The organism is Cohnella baijiui (genome assembly GCF_020731285.1).
In the GTDB taxonomy this organism is placed as follows: domain Bacteria; phylum Bacillota; class Bacilli; order Paenibacillales; family Paenibacillaceae; genus Cohnella.
Window position 1 is genome coordinate 1 of the sequence record NZ_JAJFOW010000061.1, and the last position, 21,161, is coordinate 21,161.

The following is a 21,161-nucleotide window of genomic DNA, read 5'->3' on the forward strand; positions in this document are numbered from 1 at the left end:
CGGGATCCGGCACCGAGATATGCGGAAAAACCGCATAACTCCCGGCGTTTGGCGGTACCCGGCACCCATGTATTCGATTTTTCGCATACATAGGGCTTCATCGCCGCCCCGCGACCCCGATGTATTCGATTTTTCGCATACATAGGGCTTCATCGTCGCCCCGCGACCCCGATGTATTCGATTTTTCGCATACATAGGGCTTAATCGCTGCCCCGTGACCCCGATGTATTCGATTTTTCGCATACATGGGACCTCACCGCTGCCCCGCGACCCCGATGTATTCGATTTTTCGCGTACATAGGGCTTCATCGTCGCCCCGCGACCCCGATGTATTCGATTTTTCGCATACATGGGACCTCATCGCTGCATCGCGGAACCAATGTATTCGATTTTTCGCATACATCGTACCTCGCCGTCGCCCCGTGACCCGATGTATTCGATTTTTCGCATACATGGGACCTCCGAGATATGTGGAAAAACCGCATAACTCCCGGCGTTTTACGGTATTCGGCACCGAGATGTGCGGAAATCCCGCACAACTCCCGACGCTGGCGGGAATCAATACGAGGCTTGCCGACGAATGTCGGCCAACTGGTCTTTTTCTACTGGCAAAATCGGCCCATCTATGAAACTATAAAAATGTTGGAAAAATTTTCTCGAAATCTGTTGACGTCCGATGTCGGACATCCTATAATCATGTCAGGAAGTTAGTAAATGTTGGTAAGGGATCCCGCATTAGATTGAATAGTCTCACCTGCAAGAGGAGGACGACCTAGATTTGGACCCGCTAACACAGATTATGACTACCGAAGAAGCTTCAAAGCTATGGGGCGTCCACCAGGACCACGTGAAGCGATGGTGCAGGGAAGGCAAGGTTCGATGCCGCAAGTTCGGCAAGACGTACATCCTGACGAAGGATCAGCCGAAGCCGGGCACGGTCCGCACGATGGCGATCTAATCCATCTCCGAAGCAGGGAAGGGAACTAAGCAGATGGTTTACGATGGGATCGTAATCGGGCTCATCATCGGGCTCTTGCGCGCCGGCTGGCATCCCGGGCTTGTCGCGCTTTCGCAGATTCGAATTCGAGGCGGATGGATTTTCCCAGCTTTACTGGCCGTACAGTTGCTCATCTTCTCGATTCAAGATCGCGTTTCGTTCATCGGACAGTACAGCGGTTGGATGTTCATGGCGGTTTACATCGTAGGGCTTTACGTGCTGTGGCTCAACCGCGCGGAGAAGGGGATCTGGATCATCTTCATCGGCGTGGCGATGAATTTCCTCGTGATGTTGGTGAATGGCGGCCGAATGCCTGTATCGCTTGAGGCGGCTTCTGCAGTTTTGGATCCGGTTTACACGCAAATGCTGAAAGACGGCGTCGGCGCCGCCAAGCACTACGCGCTAGACGATTCTACCCGTTTGTCGTTTCTGGGAGACATTATCCCGATCGCACCGCCTTACCCGCGAACGCAGGTGATCAGCATCGGCGACGTCGTGATGAACATCGGAATCTTCCTGTATTTGCAGAGCGTCATGTTGAAGAACAAAACGAGAGCTTCCTTTGTTGAGTCAAAATCACATAAATCATAATTTATAATTTATTTGAAGGGAGAATGTGAAATGAAAAAAGCAAATGAAGGTATCAAAATTAGCCGTATTCTGATCAACGCTGCGATGGTCGTTTCTGTTATCGTTGCACTTACGTCCGGCTGGAAGTTTGGTTAATTTAAAGCCTAGTAGGATTTTCGTTGACAGCATCGAATAATATACGCAAGGAAGGGAAACGGGCCATCCTGTTTCCCTTATTGCGTTTAATCGCTTTAGCGAAAGGTCGGAACGTGAATGGGAATAGCCCGCAGAGTGATTCAGCAATTTCAAAAACCCGGCATCGGCTATCTTGCGTTAGTTTGTCTAACTGGCGCAGTCCTATTTCTTTCAGGAAACCGGTTTTCCTTTCTTTCTTTTTCAAATGATCAGTGGGTGCTGCTCTATGCCATGGTCGCTGCAGTTCAAATTTTAGATCGATATGTGTTTCGGCTGCCTCCGGACGGCAATGTCCAATCCATGGACTCGTCCGTTTATTTAGCGGCCATCTTCGTATATGGATTGGACTTCTCCTTGTGCATTCTTCTATTTAGTTCGTGTATTGCACTTTTTCATTCGCAACTCGCATGGTGGAAGCATCTTTTTAATTTCTCGATTTACTCCATGATGATATCCGGAGCAAGCGTAGTGTTTGCGTTGCTCGGCGGAGAAAACGGAAGCATCGATAACTACCATCTTCATGCCTATATCCTTACTTTGATTGCTTATTTTTGCATTAATGCTTTAACATTCGGACTTTATCTGTACTTGGTTCATAAAGGTAATTTATTCGAAATCTTGCGTTCTTTTTTGTCAGATGCTCTTTTTGCCTATCTAAGCACATTGCTTCTTTCTCTTGTGCTAGTCATTCTTATCGTAAGCCATCGCTCCTTTGGCTTGTTTTTGTTTTTAGCTATAGCCATGCTGCTCTCCCACGCTTTTCGCCAACTATTCAATATGTACGATCAGTTGAACGAGAAGGCGAACAAAGATCAGCGAACGGGCCTCTTCAATCACAGCTACTTTGAGGAGAAACTGGAGGATTACATCAAGGAGTACCGGGAGCGGGGCACGACATTTTCTTTGGCGCTTCTGGACCTGGACGACTTTAAAAAGTACAACGATAAATTCGGACATCCCAGAGGGGACAAGCTGCTCGGCTTCTTCGGCGCCTTGCTGAAGGAGGCTTGCGAGCCGGATCAGTTGTTCGTTGCAAGATATGGCGGTGAAGAGTTTGCCATTATATTACCTGGATTTGCGCAAGTGCAGGCAAAAGCATTCATTGACAATCTGCGCAAACATGTCAACGACACCCACTACGAAGGCGTAGAGGTGCTGCCGCACGGATGCCTCTCCTTTTCGGCCGGCATCGTGGAGGTCGGAGAAATGAGCTACGACAAGTCTCAGCTCGTCGATCTCGCGGATCGGGCGCTCTATGTGGCCAAAGCCAAAGGCAAAAATACGGTGTTGTTGTACGGTGAGCAAAGCAGCCTGCCGACCAGCATCGAGGAAGAGATCAACGAGATCGAGCAGCATATCCGGATCTTCCTGTCCAAGGACGTCTATACGTTCAAGCACTCCAAACGCGTCTTCTCGTACGCGTTCGAGATGGCCGACGAACTGCGGCTGAGCGACGAAGAGCGGAGGGTGCTGGCCTTGGGGGCGCTCATCCACGACATCGGCAAGCTGGAAATTCCGCGCGATATTCTCAACAAAAAGTCGCGGCTGACGATCGAGGAGTGGGAGATCGTCAAGAAACACGTCCTATGGGGCAAAGAATTCGTTCTCGCCACCGGCAAGTACAAGGAATTGGTTCCGCTGGTCGAGCTGCATCACGAACGCTACGACGGCAAAGGGTATCCCCACGGCCTGAAAGGCCACGAGATCCCCCGACTCGCGCGCATGCTGTGCATCATCGATTCGTTCGACGCGATGACGACGGAACGTCCTTATCAAGACACCAAGACGTTCGAAGAGGCGCTTCACGAGCTGGAACGCTGCTCCGGGACACAGTTCGATCCCGCGCTGGTGCAGGCGTTCGTTCCTTATATTCGGCACAAGACGGGTTCCGCCATCGCAACCGCCCGTCAGCAGGCCAATGGGTAAGCCGAAGAGGTCCGTCATCCGACGGACCTTTTTCATTGCAGCTCTACTTGCGCCTGCCAAAGATGACGATAAAAGCGATAAAGAACAGCCAAGGCAGAATGTATCGGGTCGCCCATTCGAACAAGCGTACGATATCCGAAGAGGGATCGGTCGAGACCAGGACGATGAGGAAGAAAAGGACGAGAAGGCCGACGGAGACGGCTAGCGAATAGCGCTTGATCAACGACCAGCCTCCTGGGCCGGCACCGGCAGCGAATAATAGTCGTCCTGAGACACCAGGCGGAAGCCGCAGCGCTCATACAAGCGCAAGGCGCGCCGATTCTCGCCGAACACCTCCAGTGCGAACGCGTCGACCCGTTCCCGGTAGTTCGCGATCAGCTCGGAGATCATGGCGGTGCCGACGCCCCGACCTTGCTGCGACGGATGGACGCCGAAGCCGTAAATGAATCCGACGCCCGGTTCGATCAAGTTCAGGTTGATTTTGCCGAGCAAGCGGCCCTCCCGGCGATAGAGGTAGTGCATCCGCTGCGGATGGACGATGTCCCGTCTCGAACGTTCGGAAACGGCGGCGAAAGGGGAGCCGAAGCACGCGCCGTCCAACTCCGCCATGTCCTCCAGATCGCTCTCCGAAGCGCGAATGAGCTTAACGGAACCCGCGCCGTCCTGAACGGCTTCGTTGGCCGGCATTCGCATTTTGAATTCCGAATGATCGAAGCGGGTGCCCAAATGGCGGGCGACGGCTTGCCCGGAGGCGGACTGGTGGTCTACGATAAAGAGGAACTGCGGAATTCCCCGGGACCGCATCGTGGCGCCGGCTTCCCGCAGCAGGGTTGCGAAAATGCCTTGCCGCCGCGCGTCGGGATCGACGATGGCGCTCACTTCCGCCTCGCCGTCATGGAAGACGTAGAGCGCCAGATAGCCGACAAGACGCCCGTCCGCATAGGCGAGATAGTCCAGCGGCTCCTCTCCGTGCCGGTGTTTGATCATGTCCCAGTTGATTTTCAGATGAAGGCCGTCGGCGGCCTCGCACCGGCGATGAAGCTCTTGGATTTCTTGGTATTGCAGTTCGGTTAAGGTGTTCAAAGTCATCGTTTGTATGTTCAAAAGCATTCTCCTTCGCATGGGGGCTCATCAAAACGGAAAAGATCGTTGCGATCGAAAAGAAAGGATGAAGAAACATGAGGCTTGCTCCCTACGTCGGCGGAGACCCGCAAAAGTGGCTGGATCAGTTCAAAATCTCCACCCCGATCAAGGTTCGATATTGCGAGACCGATATGCTCGGCCATGTGAACAATGTCAGCTACTTTATCTACTTCGAACAAGCGCGCGTCGAATATCTGGACCGCCTCGGCTTGCGGGATGAGCTGTTTAACGATCGGACGATCACCGTGGTCGCCGACCTGGAGTGTCAATACTTGGCCCAGATCTATATTCGGGATCCGCTCCGGATTCACGTCCGGGCGGCGAAAATCGGCCGATCGTCGTTCGACCTGGAGTACGCGATCGTCCAGGCGGAGACCGGCGTGCTGAAGGCGACCGGACGCGGAGCGATGGTGCACATCGACAAGGCGCTGGGGAGCAGCACGCCGATCCCCGAAGCGGCACGCGCGAAGTTGGCGGCATTCGAAGGCGAGCGTCTTTAGGCAGCTGCCCTGGGCCTATGGCATTCTGCGAGGCGGACGTTATTTGCCCTTGCGCGTCAGCGCGGCCAGCGCATCCCACTGTTCGTCGGTCACGTCGAGCAGATCGTTGAACTGTCCTGCGCCGCGCAGCCATTCGCCGCCGTCGATCGTGACGACTTCGCCGTTCAGGTAACCGGCATAGTCCGAAATCAAATAGGCGGCGAGATGGGCGAGCTCCTCCGGGGCTCCGACCCGTCCGAGCGGGACGCGACGCCGCATCTTCTCCTCGAGCTCCGGCGTCGGAGAGAGCCGCGTCCAAGCGCCTTCGGTGGGAAAAGGACCCGGCGCGATGGCCACCTGTCGAATGCCGTGTCTCGCCCACTCCACGGCGAGCGAGCGCGTCAGCGCAAGGACGCCCGCCTTTGCCGCCGCAGAAGGGACGACAAACGCCGACCCGCTCGAAGCATAAGTTGTCGCAATATTCAGCATCGTTCCCGGATGCCCTTTGGCGATCCACCGCTTCCCGACTTCCAACGTCGTATAGAACGTCCCGTGCAGAACGATTCCCAGCACCGCATCCACCGCCCGCGGCGAAAGGCGCTCCGTCGGACTGATGAAGTTGCCCGCCGCATTGTTGACCAACACGTCGATCTGGCCGAAGCGCTCTTCGACCGCGTCGACGAGCGCGGCGATTTGGGCGGGATCGCTTACGTCGCAGCTTTGGAAAAACACTTCGTGCCCGTCGTCGCCCATCTCTTCAGCTGCTTGCTTTAGCACTTCTTCGCGCCTGCTCGCGATCGCCAGTTTCGCGCCCAGCCGCAGAAACTGCTCTCCCATCGCCCTTCCGAGTCCCGTCGCACCGCCGGTAATCAGCACGACTTTGTCCTGCAGCAGATTCGCCGCGAACGGTCCCACGCGCATCGTCTCCTTTATCGATCAACGAGTAGAAGCAGCAATATCGCCTGATATTCCCATCCTAGGCGCTCTCGCCAAGGCCGTCAATATGGCGATTGGTTCAAGACCGGCTTGCTCCGCCATACAATAACACGAGGATTGGGGTGGCGATCATGAGGAAGGTTCGAAATCTGATACGGACACACGAGATGGTTTTCCACAACGTATCGGAACGAAGGCTCAGTCTCGACCAGGTCCATGAGCGAATCCTGCGATTCATGCGGCAGGAACCGCGCGGCAACTACAACTTGATCATCGGGACCGACTGCCAGGTGTTCCCCGGCTATACGAACTTCATCACCGGAATCGTGATCCAGCGTGTGGGCAAGGGAGCTTGGGCTTGCTACCGGCAGGTGATTCTGCCGCGGGAGCTGATTTCGATCAAGGAGAAGCTGTCGCTCGAAACGTCCTATAGCGAAGAGATCGCGCTTTATCTGATCGGCGATCGCCTGACGGAGATGGAGAACGTGGTGCTCCCCTACGTCTACCAAGGCGCAACCTTCGATGCGTACATCGACGTCGACGCCGGCACCGATCCGGCGATTTCCAAAACGGCCGCCTACGTCGAAGATATGCGTCTTCGCGTGGAAGCGATGGGGATGAAGGCCCGTCTGAAGCCGGAAGCGGTCATCGCCTCCGCTTACGCGAACCGTTACACCAAACGGCCGGGCCACCGCAGCGTATGAGCAGAGAATGGAACCGGGGAAGCCCCGCGACGAACGGCACGAGACGTCACGGGGCTTTTTGGCGTTCCATTTCGCCGCCTGGCGCATCATGAGCAGTAGAATGTTCCGCACATCCGTACCGATCCAACGTTAACGCACCATGAGCAGTAAAATCCTCCGCACATCCGCAAACTCCGACGCCTACCGCACCATGAGCAGTAAAATGTACCGCACATTCGCAAAACGCGACGCCTAACGCACCATGAGCAGTAAAATCCTCCGCACATCCGCAAAACCCGACGCCTACCGCACCATAAGCAGTAAAATCTTCCGCACATCCGCAAAACGCGACGCCTAACGCACCATGAGCAGTAATCTTCCGCACATCCGCAAATCCCGACGGCTACCGCACCTTGAGCAGCATGACCTACCACACATCCGCAAACCCCGACGCTAACCGCACTCCGACGCCTACCGCACCATGTGCAACGAGAGCCATCACTCCGCACACGAGCTGCCGCAGACAAGACAAAGAGCAATCCATTCGATCGCGCTTCCGCGAACGATCGAGACTTCTAATGGGTAAGAGTTTTTTATGTAAGCGAGAGAGGATTTCCCGGCGCAGGATGGAATTAGAATGGCGATAGGTTCATATGGCTCGAATTCGTCATGCCGACGGGAGAGGAATCGCATGGTGGGTGGAAGGCGTATCGCGGGTCTAATCGGGCTGCTGCTCGGAGGAGCTTTTTTCGTATGGATCGCGCTGCATCGAAACGATCCTTCCATTGCGGCGCGAACGGGAGGCGACCTCTTCCACGAAGCGGTCGCGATCTTTGCCCTCGCGCTGACGGCGGGCGCGTACCGCCGGAGCGGGCGCGAGAAGCATTGGCTTTTCTACGCGTGCGGGGCGGCTTGCTATTTGGTGGCGCAAACCTTCCATATGGCGGAGGTGCTGCTGCGCGAGGGAGAGGAGGGGCCGTTCGGCGCCTCCCACGTGCTCTGGATGGTTCAGTACGTCTTTTATTTGCTTGCCATCCTGCATCAATACAATCGGGCGAAGCAGGCACCTTCCCTGCGTTTTCTGCTTGACGTGCTCATTTTCACGGTCATTTCCGTCGCGTTGAACTGGCTGGTCGCCATCCAGCCGCTCGTCGAGGGGAAGAGCGACCTGCCTCTGCTCGCGATGATTTACGCTTTATACTGCTGCTCGCTCAACGCAGTCCTTTGCGTCGGGCTGCTCATTCTGTGCCTGTACGAGCGGACGGCGATGCCGCTGCGCATCATGACGGTGCTCATCGTCGGCTTCCTCATCCGCTCGATCGGCACTTCGGCCACGGTGCTGATGGAGCAGGGCGGAGACTGGTCCGCGTGGGATTGGATGCCCAGCGCTACCTGGTTCGCGGGCATGCTGCTGCTCGGATATGCCGGTCTGCTGTACGGCCGCCCAAGCAGCTGCGAAATCGCGTCCGCTTCGACCAACCGCAATTGGCTGCTCCGGCGCTACGTGCCGCTGGTCGTGGGAACGTCCATGCTCATGGCCATGCTGGCGGGCATCCTGCCGGCTTTTCTCGCGTGCCTCATGATCGTTGCCGTGGCGCTCCTGCTGATCCGGTTGTTCCTCGCCATCTACGAATACGAACGGGCGAACAAGGCGCTGCGCGAATCCAACCTGAACTACCGGAGCTGGGCGGAAAACGCCTTGGTCGGGGGCTTCATCGAGCTGAACGGATCGCTCGTCTACGCGAACCGGCAGCTCGAGCGGATGTTCGGCTATGAGGAGGGCGAGATGTGGGGCGTATCGCTCGAAGGGCTCATCGCGGCCGACGACGTCGCCAAGTTTCGCGAACAGGTGCAGGTGCGGCTAGCCCGGGGATCGACCGTCCGGTTCGATGTGACGGCCGCCCGCAAGGACCGGACACCGGTCTACTTGGAGATGCAGCTTACGACCACGTTCTACGAAGGCCGCGAGGCGCTCTCCGGGATCGCGCTCGACATTACCGAGCGCAAGCTGTCGGAGCAGTGGCTCATCCGCTCCGAGAAGCTGTCCGTGGTCGGACAGCTCGCCGCGGGCGTCGCCCACGAGATCCGCAACCCGCTCACGGCGCTTAAGGGCTTTACGCAGCTGCTGCACCGCAACGCCGCCGCGGACGGCAAATATTTCGAGATCATGATGGCCGAGCTGGACCGGATCAACTATATCGTCGGGGAGTTCATGGTGCTGTCCAAGCCCCATCACCGTCCTGAGCAGAAGACGGAGGACCTGCACGACATTCTGAACGGCATCGTGCCGATTGTGGATACGCAGGCGATCCTGAACAACGTCGAAATCGCGATCGTGCCGCCGCCCGTCGGAGGCACGACGGTCCGATGCGACGTCAACCAGATCAAGCAGGTGCTCATCAATCTGCTCAAAAACGCGATCGAAGCGATGCCGGACGGAGGGCGGATCGAGGTGCGCTACGTACACGATCCGCACAAAGGCGAAGTGACGGTCCGGATCGAGGACGACGGGCCCGGCATCCCGCCGGAGCTGCTGCAGCGGCTGGGCGAGCCGTTCTTCACGACCAAGGAAAAAGGCGCCGGTCTCGGGCTTATGGTATGCTATAAGATCGTGGAGTCACACGGAGGGCGGCTGGCGATCCGCAACCGGCCGACCGTCGGGGCGGCCGTGTCGCTGACGCTTCCGGTGCTGGCGCCGGATACCGACAACGGGCAGGAAAAGTATGGATCGTCCGCTTTAGAAGCAACCTAGAACGAGGGTCGCCGGCCATCGGCGGCGCGCGGCAAGCGCGAGAGGAGAGACGGACGATGAGCGCCGAACGGCTGACGCTGCATACGGACAAGTATCAGATCAACATGATGTACGCCCATTGGGTACAGGGATCTCTGGACGACATGGCGGTATTCGAGATTTATTTTCGCAAGCTGCCCTTCGGCAACGGATTCGCGGTGTTCGCGGGTCTGGAGCGCGCGGTACGCTATCTGGAGGACTTGCGGTTCGGAGACGAGGAGATCGCCTATCTTCGCGGCCAGGAGGAAGGGTACGACGAGGCGTTCCTCGCGCTGTTGAGGGATTTCCGATTTACCGGACATTTGCACGCGGTGCCCGAGGGGACGATCGTCTTCCCGAACGTGCCGCTGGTCCGCGTCGAGGCGCGCCTGTTCGAAGCCCATCTGATCGAGACGGCGCTGCTGAACTTCGTCAATTACCAAACGCTCATCGCCACCAAGGCGGCTCGGGTCAAGCTGGCGGCGCAGGACGACATTCTGCTGGAGTTCGGCACGAGACGCGCCCAGGAGGCGGATGCGGCCGTATGGGGCGCTAGGGCCGCCTACCTCGCCGGCTTCCATGCGACCTCGAACATGCGGGCGGGCATGATGTTCGGCATCCCGACCAAAGGGACGCACGCGCACGCCTGGGTCCAGGCGCACGATACCGAAGAGGAAGCCTTCCGCAAATACGCGGAAGCTCTGCCCGATCAGGTCACCCTGCTCGTCGATACGTACGACACGCTGAGGGACGGCATTCCCGACGCGATCCAGATCGGACGGCTTCTCGAGGCGCAGGGCAAGCGGATGAACGGCATCCGGCTCGACAGCGGGGACCTGGCCTACCTCTCGCAGCGCGCGCGGGAGATGCTGGACGAGGCGGGGCTCGCGTATGTGAAGATTACGGCATCGAACGATCTCGACGAGAACATCATCTTCAATCTGAAGGCGCAGGGCGCCCGCATCGACATTTGGGGCGTCGGGACGAAGCTGATCACGGCGGACGACCAGCCGTCGCTCGGCGGCGTCTACAAGCTCGTAGCCCGCGAGAAGGACGGCGCGTACGAGCCCGTCATTAAAATTTCCGCCAACCCGGAGAAGGTGACCAACCCCGGCGCCAAGGAAGCGTACCGGATCGTCAGCCGGCGCACCGGACGGGCGGAAGGCGACTATATCGCGCTGCGGCACGAGGACCCGGCGGCGGGCGGCCGGATCAAGCTGTTCGACCCGGTCCATCCGTATCTCTACAAATATGTGGAGGATTTCGTCGCGCTGCCGCTGCTCGTCTCCGTGTTCGAGAACGGCGTCCGCGTCGGGGCGCTGCCGGAGCTTGACGCGATCCGCGCCTATCATGCCGAGCAGCTGCGGCTGTTCTGGCCGCAATATTTGCGCAAGCTCAATCCCGAGCAGTATCGCGTGAGCTTAAGCGAGGAGGCTTGGCAGCTCAAGATGTCGCTCGTGCATCGCCACCATGGCGATGCGGCAGCGCGGCCTGCCGAGCGCTAAACGGCACGAGCGGCTTGCGATCCGCCTGGTGTTCGTGTAAGGTTCCCTTCTCGAAAAGCCGATCCGGTAGGTCGGCGTGGCCTAGGAAAGGATTGGAAGATATGCGGATGTAAGCTTCTCTCGAGTCGCTCCCGATCGGGCCGGGATGCGATTTTTCCCTACCCGCCGAAATGCGTACGCATGCCAGACAAGCCGGCAACCGCGACAAGCAGCCTGTTTCAGCCGACCGATTCCTTTTGCCGCAGGGGCCGCATCGCTTGCCGCGGGGGTTGATCGGGGGAATACGTCGGAGGCCGTCGTCCGGTTCCGAATCGCGTCGAACGGGAGGGAAAGCGATCAAGCGCGCAGCCGTTGGTATAATGCTGGAAAAGCGTTCGAAAACCGCGTCCGCGAGACCGAAAAGAGCCACCTCACATGGTTCGTGAAGTAATAACGAACAAAACCGATTTCCTTGGAAGGATAGCGTTTTCATGGGGTGATCATTCGACAAAGATTCGAAAAGACGGGACTTGCAATCGTTTCCTCCATGTACATAGTTAACATATTATGTACAGGTGAAACCACAGAAACGAAGGTTTTGAATAAATTTTGATAGATTTCGATGCAACTTTGCATTATAATCTGGGAAGCGAGGGGCTCACATGCGTGCGAAACTGGTAAAGAAGACACGTGGTCAAGTCCTATCAATAACACTGGGGAGGCAGAACAGATGAAGTTGAAGAAGTCTGTGTCAGGATTAGTAACACTGGTCTTGCTCGGTTCGGCGTTGGCTGCTTGCGGCAGCAATAACAACAACGCGTCCAGCCCGAGCGCCAGCGGCAGCGCGAGCCCGAGCTCGAGCGCCAGCGCGAGCCCGAGCGGCTCCAACAGCAAGCAAGAGATCGTCATGAACTACCGTGCCGATCCGCCCGCACTGGACGTATCGATCGCGGAGAGCTCCGCGTCGTTCACGATCCTCGGCGCGATCAGCGAAGGTCTGTACCGCCTGGACAAAGACCTGCAGCCGCAACCGGCACTCGCCGACGGCATGCCGGAAATTTCCGCGGACGGCCTGACGTACACGATCAAGCTCAAACAAGGCCTGACTTGGGCGGACGGCAGCCCGCTGACCGCCAAAGACTTCGTATATTCGTACCAAAGAACGCTTGACCCGGCTACCAAGGCTTCCTACGCCTTCATGGTCGCTTGGATCAAGGGCGGCGAAAACCTGATGAACGCCAAGAAGCCGGAAGAAGTAGAAAAATACAAAAAAGAACTCGGCGTCGAAGCGAAGGACGACACGACCCTCGTCATCACGCTGGAAAACCCGGTTCCGTTCTTCACCTCCCAGCTGGCGTTCCTGAACTTCTACCCGCAAAACGAGAAGTTCGTTTCCGCCCAAGGCGAAAAGAGCGGCGCGGACGCGGACAAAGTCCTCGGCGCCGGTCCGTTCAAGCTGACCAAGTGGGATCACGAGCAACAACTCGTTCTGGAGAAGAACGACAAGTACTGGGATGCCGCCAACGTCAAGCTGAACAAAGTCACCCTGAACATCGTGAAGGACCCGACGACGGGCGTCAACCTGTACAAGACGGGCGCAACCGACTACGCGGACGTCAAGGGCGACTTCCTGAAGGAATACGAAGGCAAACCGGATCTGGCGGTTAAGAAAGAACTCACCACCGGCTACCTGAACTTCCAACAAACGAAAGTTCCGGCATTCGCCAACGCGAAGGTTCGCCAAGCGTTCAGCATGGCCGTCGACCGCGAAGGCCTGGTCAACCTGGTCCTGCAAAACGGCTCCATCCCTTCGACCGGTATTGTGCCGGTGGGCAACCTGGACGGCAACGGCAAGCAATTCCGCGAAGTCGTAGGCGACACCGAAGTGGCGTTCGACGCTGCGAAGGCGAAGTCCCTGCTGGCGGAAGGTCTGGCCGAGTCCGGCCAAACGCTACCGAAAAACCTGTCTATCATCGGCGACGACACCGAGACGGGCAAAAAAGTGCTCGAGTACCTCGTTTCCCAATGGAGCACGAACCTCGGCGTCAACGTAACGGCTGAACCGCTGCCGCACGCGAACCGTCTGGACCGCGAGCTCGGCAAGAACTACAACATCGTCAACACGCTGTGGGGCGCCGACTACAACGACCCGATGACGTGGCTCGACATGTTCATCAAAGGCTCTCCCTTCAACACGCAAGACTGGAACAACGATGAGTACACCACCCTGATCAAGGGCGCGCAAAAGGAACTCGACCTGGCGAAACGCGCAGAGATGCTGGCAAATGCTGAGAAGCTCCTGCTGAGCGAAGCTGCGGTTTCCCCGATGTACTTCCGTTCTTCCACGTTCCTGGTCAACCCGAAACTGAAAGACCTGATTCTGCCTCCTTATGGACCTGACTTCGAACTGAAGTGGGCACACGTAGAATAACAATCTGGCTTAGCGCTCCATTGCAACCAGAATAGACACCATACATGAGGAGGCCGTTCTCGTTAACGACTTGAACGGCTTCCTTCATGTTGTTGCCCGCTTGTTCCATTCTTAGAAAGGAGGCTGTTATTATGCTCAAATACGCGCTTCGCAGGTTTTTCTATATGCTTGTGACGCTGTGGGTCATTATCACATTGACCTTTTTCCTGATGAAGCTGCTCCCCGGCAATCCGTTCGGAGAGGGCGCGGCCAAGCTGACGCCCGAAAACCTCCAGATTTTGCGCGAGCAATACGGCTTGGACAAACCTGTGTGGCAGCAATACCTGAAATACATGGGCAACGTGCTTCAAGGGGATCTGGGGATTTCGTACCAGTATCCGACGCGCTCCGTCGTGAGCGTCATCCAACACTCCTTCAAGGCTTCCCTGGAGCTCGGCCTCGAATCGCTCGTCTTCGCGATCCTCATCGGCCTCCTGCTCGGCATCTACGCGGCGCTGCGCCACAACAAAGTCGGCGACTACACCGCCATGCTTATCGCCATCATCGGGATTTCCGTCCCTTCCTTCGTTGTTGGTCCTTTGCTCTCCTACTTCGTCGGCGTTAAATGGGGGATTCTGCCTCCAGGCTTGTGGACCGGCCCCGAACATCGCATCCTGCCGGCTCTCGCGCTGTCCTTCGGCACGATCGCCATCCTGGCGCGGATGATGCGGGCTTCCATGCTGGACGTCGCGAACCAGGACTATATCAAGACGGCCAAGTCCAAAGGTCTCTCGTCCGGCAAAATTATCAATTCGCATATGATCCGGAACGCCATCCTTCCGGTTATTACCATTCTCGGTCCGATTGCGGTCAACGTCGTTACGGGCACTCTTGTCGTAGAGAGGATCTTCGCGGTACCGGGACTCGGGTCCCAGTTCGTAAGCTCCATCGTGTCGAACGACTATACGATGATTACCGGATTGACGCTGTTCTACGCCGCCATTCTGATCATCGTGCTGTTCATCACGGACATCGCCTACGGCTTGGTTGATCCACGCATTCGGTTAGGGAAGGGGAGATAGGGATGGAATCGATAGCCAAAGAACAATTCCAGCCTGCCGTCCAGCAGGCGCACAAAGACGCAATCCTGCGCCCGTCCCTCAGCTACTGGCAAGATGCTTGGAGACGGCTGAAGAAGAACAAACTCGCCATGATCGCCCTGGTCGTGCTGATCATCATCGCGGTCCTGGCGATCGTCGTGCCGCTTGTCAGCGGCTACGACTACAAGACGCAAGACACCAAGTCCATCAACCTCCGGCCTTCGGCCGCGCATTACTTCGGCACCGACGACTTCGGCCGCGACCTCTGGACGCGGATCTGGTGGGGCGCCCGCATCTCGCTTTCGATCGGGATCATCGCGGCTTTGCTCGACCTCGTCATCGGCGTGCTGTACGGCGGCATCTCCGCTTACTTCGGCGGCCGCATCGACAGCGTGATGCAGCGGTTCATCGAAGTCGTTTATTCCGTTCCGTACCTGCTGCTGGCGATTCTGCTGCTCATGGTGCTCGGACCGGGCATGAAGTCCATTATATTCGCGTATGCCATCACCGGTTGGGTCTCGATGGCGCGGCTCGTACGCGGACAGCTGCTAGTTCTGAAGGAGCAGGAGTTCGTCCTTGCGGCCCGCGCGCTCGGTGCCAAGCCGTTCCGAATCATATTGAAACACCTGATTCCCAACGCCCTCGGCGTTATCGTCGTGCAGATCACGTTCGTCGTGCCTGCCGCCATCTTTGCGGAAGCATTCCTGAGCTTCATCGGTCTCGGCATTCGGCCGCCGCTGGCTTCGCTCGGCAACTTGCTCAGCGACGGCGCCTCGGTAATGCAGTTCCACCCGCACCGGTTGCTTTTCCCGACGGTCGTATTCAGCTTGATTCTGCTTAGCTTCAACCTGTTGGGCGACGGTCTGCGGGATGCTCTCGATCCCAAAATGAGAAAATAAGGAGGAGAGTCGAAATGAGCGCACCTTTACTGGAAGTGAACAATCTCAAAGTATCGTTCAAAATGTTCGCCGGCGAAGTGCAAGCCGTTCGCGGCGTCTCCTTTACATTGGATAAAGGCGAAGTGCTCGCAATCGTAGGGGAGTCCGGCTGCGGCAAGTCCGTCACCGCCCAGACCATCATGCGTCTGACCCCTACGCCGCCCAGCTTCATCAAGGACGGCTCGATCATCTTTGACGGCAAGACTGACGTGACGAAGCTCTCCGAAAAGCAAATGATGAAGATCCGCGGCCAGGAGATGGGCATGATCTTCCAGGATCCGATGACCTCCCTGAACCCGACCATGACGGTTGGCGCGCAAATCGCCGAGGGGATCATCAAGCACGAGAAGCTGGGCAAGTCCGCCGCCATGCGCCGGGCCATCGAGCTGCTCACGCTGGTCGGCATTTCCAATCCGGAAGAGCGGATCAACCAATACCCGCACGAAATGTCGGGGGGCATGCGCCAGCGCGTCATGATCGCGATCGCGCTCGCCTGCAACCCGAAGCTCCTGATCGCCGACGAGCCGACGACCGCGCTCGACGTGACGATCCAGGCGCAAATCATGGACGTCCTTCGGGACATCCAGGAGAAGACCGGCACGGCTATCATTCTGATCACCCACGACCTCGGCGTCGTCGCGGAAATGGCGCAGCGCATCATCGTCATGTATGCGGGCAAAGTCGTCGAGCAAGGGGATCTCAACGATATTTTCTACAAGTCGCAGCATCCGTACACGTGGGGCTTGCTCAGCTCCGTGCCGCGGCTCGACAGCGACAAAAAGGCGGATCTCGCTTCGATTCCGGGCACGCCGCCCGATCTGTTCGCGCCGCCGAAGGGCTGCGCCTTCGCGGCCCGCTGTCCGTACGCCATGAAGATTTGCCAAGAGAAGGACCCCGAGCACAAGCCGGTATCCGGTCCTTCGCATACCGCCGCCTGCTGGCTCATGCATCCCGACGCGCCCAAAGTCGAGAGACCGGTAGCGGCCGGAGGAGGTGTCGCGCATGTCTGAAGCGCCGATCCTGAAAATCAACAACCTCAAGAAGCACTTTCAGCTGAGCGGGAATCGCGTACTGAAGGCGGTTGACGGCCTCAACTTCGAGATTCGCCGCGGCGAGACGTTCGGTCTTGTCGGCGAGTCCGGCTGCGGCAAGTCCACGGCCGGCCGCACGATCATGCGCCTCTACGAGCCGACGGACGGAGAGGTCGTCTTTAACGGCCGCGACATCCGCAAGCTGAAAGGCGCCGAGCGCCAAAAGTTCACGAGCGAGATGCAGATGGTGTTCCAAGACCCGTACGCCTCGCTGAATCCGCGGATGACCGTCGGCAAGATTATCGCCGAAGGGATCGACATCCACGGGCTGCACAAAGGCACCAAGCGCACGGAGCGCGTGCACCAGCTGCTCGACGCCGTCGGCTTGAACGAAGAGCACGCCAACCGCTTCCCGCACGAGTTCTCCGGCGGTCAGCGCCAGCGGATCGGCATCGCCCGGGCGCTCGCGATCGAGCCGAAGTTCATCATCGCGGACGAACCGATCTCCGCCCTCGACGTTTCCGTCCAGGCACAGGTCGTCAACCTGTTCAAGAAACTGCAGCGCGAGCACGACCTGACGTACCTGTTTATCGCGCACGACCTCGCGATGGTTAAGCACATCTCCGACCGGATCGGCGTGATGTATCTCGGCAAACTCGTCGAGGTCGCCGATTCCGAGAAGCTGAACGCCAATCCGCTGCACCCGTACACGCAATCGCTGCTGTCGGCGATCCCGATTCCGGATCCCGAGGTGCAAAAGACGCGCGAACGCATCATCCTGCAAGGCGAGATCCCGAGCCCGCTCAATCCGCCTAGCGGCTGCCCGTTCCGTACCCGCTGCCCGAGCGCGATGGCCAAGTGCGCCGAGTCGATGCCGGCTTACAAGGAAGTCGAGCCGGGCCACTTCACGGCGTGCCACCTGTACTAATTTTTCATCCTATCGACATGCAAAAGTCCCGCCAGCGGCTTCGGCCGCAGGCGGGGCTTTTTTTTGGATACGGAGCGGTGAAGGAAGCAGCAGGACGCCGGCTACTTGAGTCCGGCCCAGGCCGGTTCGCACGCTTCGAGCCAGCGGTTGCGGATCTCGAGTATCTCGCGGTCCGGCAGCTTGCCTTTGGCTGCATAGCCCACGTTGTCCTTGAAGTGGGCGGCGTTCGTCGTTCCGACGATGGCGGTATCGACGTAGGGAACGGACAGCACGAAGCGCAGCGCCTTCTCCGCGACGGCGCCGGAGTCGAGCTTGAGAAAGGGGTAATCCAGCTTGTCCAGCCGCTCCTTGTACGGGTCAGGTGCGTTCTCCAATCCTTCCCGAACCCAGATGGCGTTGGCGATCGGACGTTTGGCGATGATGCCCATGTCGCGCTTGTTGGCCTCCGTCAGCGTGAGCGACAGCGCCTCCTGGTCGGCGATGTTCACGGACGTCTCCAGCGCGTCGAAGACGTCGGTGCGAATCGCATAGAGCGCATCGGTGCTGTCGCCGCTGTAGCCGATGTAGCGGACGACGCCCTCCTGCTTCAGCTTGCGCACGGCGTCGATCAGGTCCCCTTGCCGGAGTACCGCTTCGGAGCAGCTATGGATGAGTATGAGATCCAGGTAATCGGTCTGTAGATCCCGCAGCGACCGTTCGATGCTGGGCTGCACGTTCCGCACGTCCCAGTCCGGATAGGGCAGCCCTACGCTTTCCCCTTCGCCCAGCTTGCTAAACAGGTAATACTCATTCCGCCGGTCCGAGATTGCCTGGCCAATCAGGCCTTCGCTGGCCTTGTAGCTGGAGGCGGTATCGATGACGTTGACGCCGTGGTCCAGCACCTCGGCGAGCAGCGCCTTCGCTTCCTTCGCGGTGACGGGGGCCGTATCCATTCCGATTTCCGCGCTGCCGAATCCGAGTACGGATACGTGCATGTCCGTTTTGCCGAATTTCCTCTTCTCCATCCTAGGCACCTCCCAAAAGTCGTATTTCCTTTTACCCGCCCGATTCCGCTCCAACGCAGACCGGCCCGAGGATTCGGGGGATAGGTTCGTCATACAGAATGGATAAGTTTTATGGTTCATTTTCCTTCCGATCAACTTTGTAAATTTTTCCGGTTTCGTCTTCAAAAACCGGACGAATGTTCCGACAAAAATAGTAGTTTCGGAATGGAAGGAGTTGGGATTAAAGAACGATGGACGCTTGAAAAAAGGGGGCGCTTACCCAATTTCAAAAGAGAGAGAGCCCTAGGAGTGGAAGACGTGTTTAAGCAAGTCGACAATGAGATGGAGCTGGCCCTGTTTAACTTCATTTGGATGACGGCTTGGCGGGAAAAGGGATTCGAATTCGAATTTTCAACCCGGGTACTCGGTCGGTACGTTGTCATCACGCCGCAGGGGGAGTACGTCGGCTCGGCGGAATTCAAACCCTATGCGCCCGGAGGTGGTCCGCTCGAGGAGATCGCTCCGTTCGCGTTCCATCCGAACGTGGCCGCGGACCCGTCCCGCGTCGCGGAGATCGACAAGATCGCGCTGCTCAAGGAGTGGCGGGGCGATTACACGTCGGAGCTGCTGTCGTCGGCGGTGCACTTCGCCCAGGAGTACGGCTATCACTACTTCGTCTCGCTGCTGGAACCGGTCTTCTATCGGGCGCTCCGGATCACCTACCGCGTCCCGATGGAGAAGGTGGGGCCAGCCAAGTTCTACAAAGGGGATCAAGTCGTCCCGGTCGTATTCGACATGAAGCGGATGTACGAGAACCCCTCGCAATACGAATGGCTGTCGTTCCGGGAATTCGCTATGCGCCCGCCGGAATGCTCCGCCCTTCCTACCCTTTCATCACTTCTCTGACAAAGGCGGTCAACATGAGCGAATTAACGGTATTGGACAGACGCAATCGACTCTACGTAAAAATTCTTTGGGGCATGCTCCTGCTCGGCATACTCGCCGACATCGGCGCGGCTTTGCCGCTTCGCATGATCCTGATCCTCGTCGTCACGGGCACGGTCATGTGCGGTTTGGCGACGCTGCTGACCTACAAGCGGATTTTGACGGGCTACGTCATGTATCTCGTGCCCGTCATCCTGACGCTGCTCACCGTACTGCTCATCGTATCGGATCCGAATCCGATCGTAAGCACGTACTTCCTCGTGTACGTGAACATTGCGCTGATGACGCTGTATGCGAACTACAAGCCGATCCTCCTGGCCGGCGCGCTCGGTCTGGGAACCAGCGCCTATCTGTTCCTCGATCCCAAGTTCGGGGAGCGGCTGTTCCCGCACGATTCGCTGCTGTATCTGGCCCTTTATCTCGTCTTCGTGACGGCGGCGCTTGCGGCCTCCGCGCGCTTCGGCGCGCAGCTGCAGCGGCAGGTAACGGAAGAGAAAGGGCAGGCGGTCGCATCCAAAGAGCTGTCCGACAAGCTTGTGGACAAGCTGGAATCTTCGATTCAGCTGCTCGGCGGGTTCAGCTCGCAGCAGCAGCAGGATGTCCAGGAGACCGGCCGCATCTCCAAGGAAGTGACGTCGACGTTCGTGGAGATGACGCAGGCGATCGAAAGCCAGAGCCGCGCCGTCATCAGCGTGTCGGGCTCCGTGCAGGAGGTGGAGACGGTCATCTCCGGGCTCGCGGACGGGACGGACCGGCTGCGCCGGCTGTCGGCCGACACGGCGGAGCTCACGCAGGCGGGCAGCGGCGAAATCGCCGTGCTCGCGGAGGAGGTCGAGCGAGTACGGGCGATCATCGGCGACACCGTGCGGCTCATGGAAGCGCTCGGGGAGCAGAACGCCCGCGTCAGCGATATTATCGGCACGATCGGCGAAATCGCCGAGCAGACGAATCTGCTGGCGCTGAACGCAGCCATCGAGGCTGCGCGCGCCGGCGAGCACGGCAAAGGCTTCGCCGTCGTCTCCGGCGAGGTGCGCAAGCTGGCGGACCACTCGCGTCAGGCAACGGGCGAGATTGCCGGCATCCTGGAGGCGGTCCGCGCGCAAATCGAGGCGGTCAGCCGCGAGGTCCATCGAGGCCAGTCCGCGGTTGCGGCGAGCCACGAGGCAAGCCGTCAGGTCAGCCGAATCATGTCCGACATCTCGGTTAACAGCGAGCGGGTCAAGGCGCAATCCGAGGACGCTTACGCCTCGGCCGAGCAGGTCCGGGACAAGTACACCGGCATCGCCGAGGATTCCGATCAGATCGCTGCCGCCGCCGAAGAGAATCTGGCCTCCATCCAAGAGGTATCGGCGAGCATGTCGCTGCAGAACGGCAAGATCAACGCCATCGTCGAGGACTACAAGCGGCTCGACACGCTCGTGACCGAGCTGAAGCAGCTCGTCGACGGCCAAGGGCAGGGCACTTCCCCTATCCGGCGGGCATGACCTGCAGAGGACACGCCGCGTGCCGCTCTCATCAACAACCGATCAACGGCTGGAAGCGGCCGGACCGCGCGGAACATCCCGTTCCGCCGGTCCGGCCGTTTGCGCGCGCGGGTCGGGATCGGCAGTCACCTATGGGCGGGTGCCCGAATACGATACAAG

18 protein-coding genes are annotated in these 21,161 nt (G+C 58.4%); 14 read left to right on the forward strand and 4 right to left on the reverse strand.

What is annotated here, in order from left to right; genetic code table 11:
* Positions 1–778: 778 nt before the first annotated feature.
* The 3 genes from LKX83_RS30115 (at position 779) to LKX83_RS30125 (ending at position 3,688) form a co-directional block, all read left to right on the forward strand.
* Positions 779–958, forward strand: a complete 180-nt coding sequence (locus LKX83_RS30115; protein WP_227886662.1) for a helix-turn-helix domain-containing protein — start codon at positions 779–781, stop codon at positions 956–958.
* Between the two features lie 33 nt (positions 959–991).
* Positions 992–1,588, forward strand: coding sequence for a DUF5317 domain-containing protein (locus tag LKX83_RS30120; protein WP_227886664.1), 597 nt, complete (start codon positions 992–994; stop codon positions 1,586–1,588).
* Between the two features lie 897 nt (positions 1,589–2,485).
* Entirely contained in the window at positions 2,486–3,688 is a 1,203-nt protein-coding gene (locus LKX83_RS30125; protein WP_370639154.1) for a bifunctional diguanylate cyclase/phosphohydrolase, read from the forward strand.
* A gap of 43 nt (positions 3,689–3,731) precedes the next feature.
* Here LKX83_RS30125 and LKX83_RS30130 read toward each other — a convergent pair whose 3' ends face one another.
* Positions 3,732–3,911, reverse strand: a complete 180-nt coding sequence (locus LKX83_RS30130; protein ID WP_227886668.1) for a hypothetical protein — start codon at positions 3,909–3,911, stop codon at positions 3,732–3,734.
* Positions 3,908–4,792 carry a GNAT family N-acetyltransferase gene (locus tag LKX83_RS30135; RefSeq protein WP_227886669.1) on the reverse strand — a complete coding sequence of 295 codons (885 nt, stop codon included), beginning with the start codon at positions 4,790–4,792 and terminating at the stop codon, positions 3,908–3,910. Before LKX83_RS30135 ends, LKX83_RS30130 begins: the two co-directional genes overlap by 4 nt.
* Before the next feature lie 74 nt (positions 4,793–4,866).
* Here LKX83_RS30135 and LKX83_RS30140 point away from each other — a divergent pair, with 74 nt between their 5' ends.
* Entirely contained in the window at positions 4,867–5,331 is a 465-nt protein-coding gene (locus LKX83_RS30140; RefSeq protein WP_227886670.1) for an acyl-CoA thioesterase, read from the forward strand.
* Positions 5,332–5,370: 39 nt separating this feature from the next.
* On the opposite strand, the gene LKX83_RS30145 is transcribed toward LKX83_RS30140, so the two are convergent.
* Positions 5,371–6,225 (reverse strand): SDR family oxidoreductase, encoded by an 855-nt coding sequence (locus LKX83_RS30145; protein ID WP_227886672.1) that lies wholly within the window; start codon positions 6,223–6,225, stop codon positions 5,371–5,373.
* Positions 6,226–6,377: 152 nt separating this feature from the next.
* On the opposite strand from LKX83_RS30145, the gene LKX83_RS30150 reads away from it, so the two are divergent.
* The 8 genes from LKX83_RS30150 (at position 6,378) to LKX83_RS30185 (ending at position 17,590) form a co-directional block, all read left to right on the forward strand.
* On the forward strand, positions 6,378–6,950 hold the full coding sequence (locus LKX83_RS30150; protein ID WP_227886674.1) for a ribonuclease H-like YkuK family protein: 573 nt from the start codon (positions 6,378–6,380) through the stop codon (positions 6,948–6,950).
* A 670-nt stretch (positions 6,951–7,620) separates the two neighbouring features.
* A complete protein-coding gene (locus LKX83_RS30155; RefSeq protein WP_227886676.1) occupies positions 7,621–9,681 on the forward strand; it encodes an ATP-binding protein in 2,061 nt (686 codons plus the stop codon).
* A gap of 56 nt (positions 9,682–9,737) precedes the next feature.
* Entirely contained in the window at positions 9,738–11,204 is a 1,467-nt protein-coding gene (locus tag LKX83_RS30160) for a nicotinate phosphoribosyltransferase (RefSeq protein WP_227886678.1), read from the forward strand.
* A 709-nt stretch (positions 11,205–11,913) separates the two neighbouring features.
* Positions 11,914–13,614, forward strand: a complete 1,701-nt coding sequence (locus LKX83_RS30165; protein ID WP_227886681.1) for a peptide ABC transporter substrate-binding protein — start codon at positions 11,914–11,916, stop codon at positions 13,612–13,614.
* A 131-nt stretch (positions 13,615–13,745) separates the two neighbouring features.
* A complete protein-coding gene (locus LKX83_RS30170; RefSeq protein WP_227886682.1) occupies positions 13,746–14,675 on the forward strand; it encodes an ABC transporter permease in 930 nt (309 codons plus the stop codon).
* 2 nt (positions 14,676–14,677) lie between these two features.
* On the forward strand, positions 14,678–15,592 hold the full coding sequence (locus tag LKX83_RS30175) for an ABC transporter permease (RefSeq protein WP_227886684.1): 915 nt from the start codon (positions 14,678–14,680) through the stop codon (positions 15,590–15,592).
* A gap of 14 nt (positions 15,593–15,606) precedes the next feature.
* The gene (locus LKX83_RS30180; protein WP_227886686.1) at positions 15,607–16,641 is read left to right on the forward strand and encodes an ABC transporter ATP-binding protein; all 1,035 of its coding nucleotides are present in this window, start codon (positions 15,607–15,609) and stop codon (positions 16,639–16,641) included.
* Positions 16,634–17,590 carry an ABC transporter ATP-binding protein gene (locus tag LKX83_RS30185; protein WP_227886689.1) on the forward strand — a complete coding sequence of 319 codons (957 nt, stop codon included), beginning with the start codon at positions 16,634–16,636 and terminating at the stop codon, positions 17,588–17,590. The genes LKX83_RS30180 and LKX83_RS30185 overlap by 8 nt, the downstream gene beginning before the upstream one ends.
* 101 nt (positions 17,591–17,691) lie before the next feature.
* On the opposite strand, the gene LKX83_RS30190 is transcribed toward LKX83_RS30185, so the two are convergent.
* On the reverse strand, positions 17,692–18,594 hold the full coding sequence (locus LKX83_RS30190) for an aldo/keto reductase (protein ID WP_227886691.1): 903 nt from the start codon (positions 18,592–18,594) through the stop codon (positions 17,692–17,694).
* A 297-nt stretch (positions 18,595–18,891) separates the two neighbouring features.
* On the opposite strand from LKX83_RS30190, the gene LKX83_RS30195 reads away from it, so the two are divergent.
* Positions 18,892–19,479, forward strand: a complete 588-nt coding sequence (locus LKX83_RS30195; protein ID WP_227886694.1) for a hypothetical protein — start codon at positions 18,892–18,894, stop codon at positions 19,477–19,479.
* A 14-nt stretch (positions 19,480–19,493) separates the two neighbouring features.
* Positions 19,494–21,002, forward strand: coding sequence for a methyl-accepting chemotaxis protein (locus LKX83_RS30200; RefSeq protein WP_227886695.1), 1,509 nt, complete (start codon positions 19,494–19,496; stop codon positions 21,000–21,002).
* The last annotated feature ends 159 nt before the right edge of the window (positions 21,003–21,161 follow it).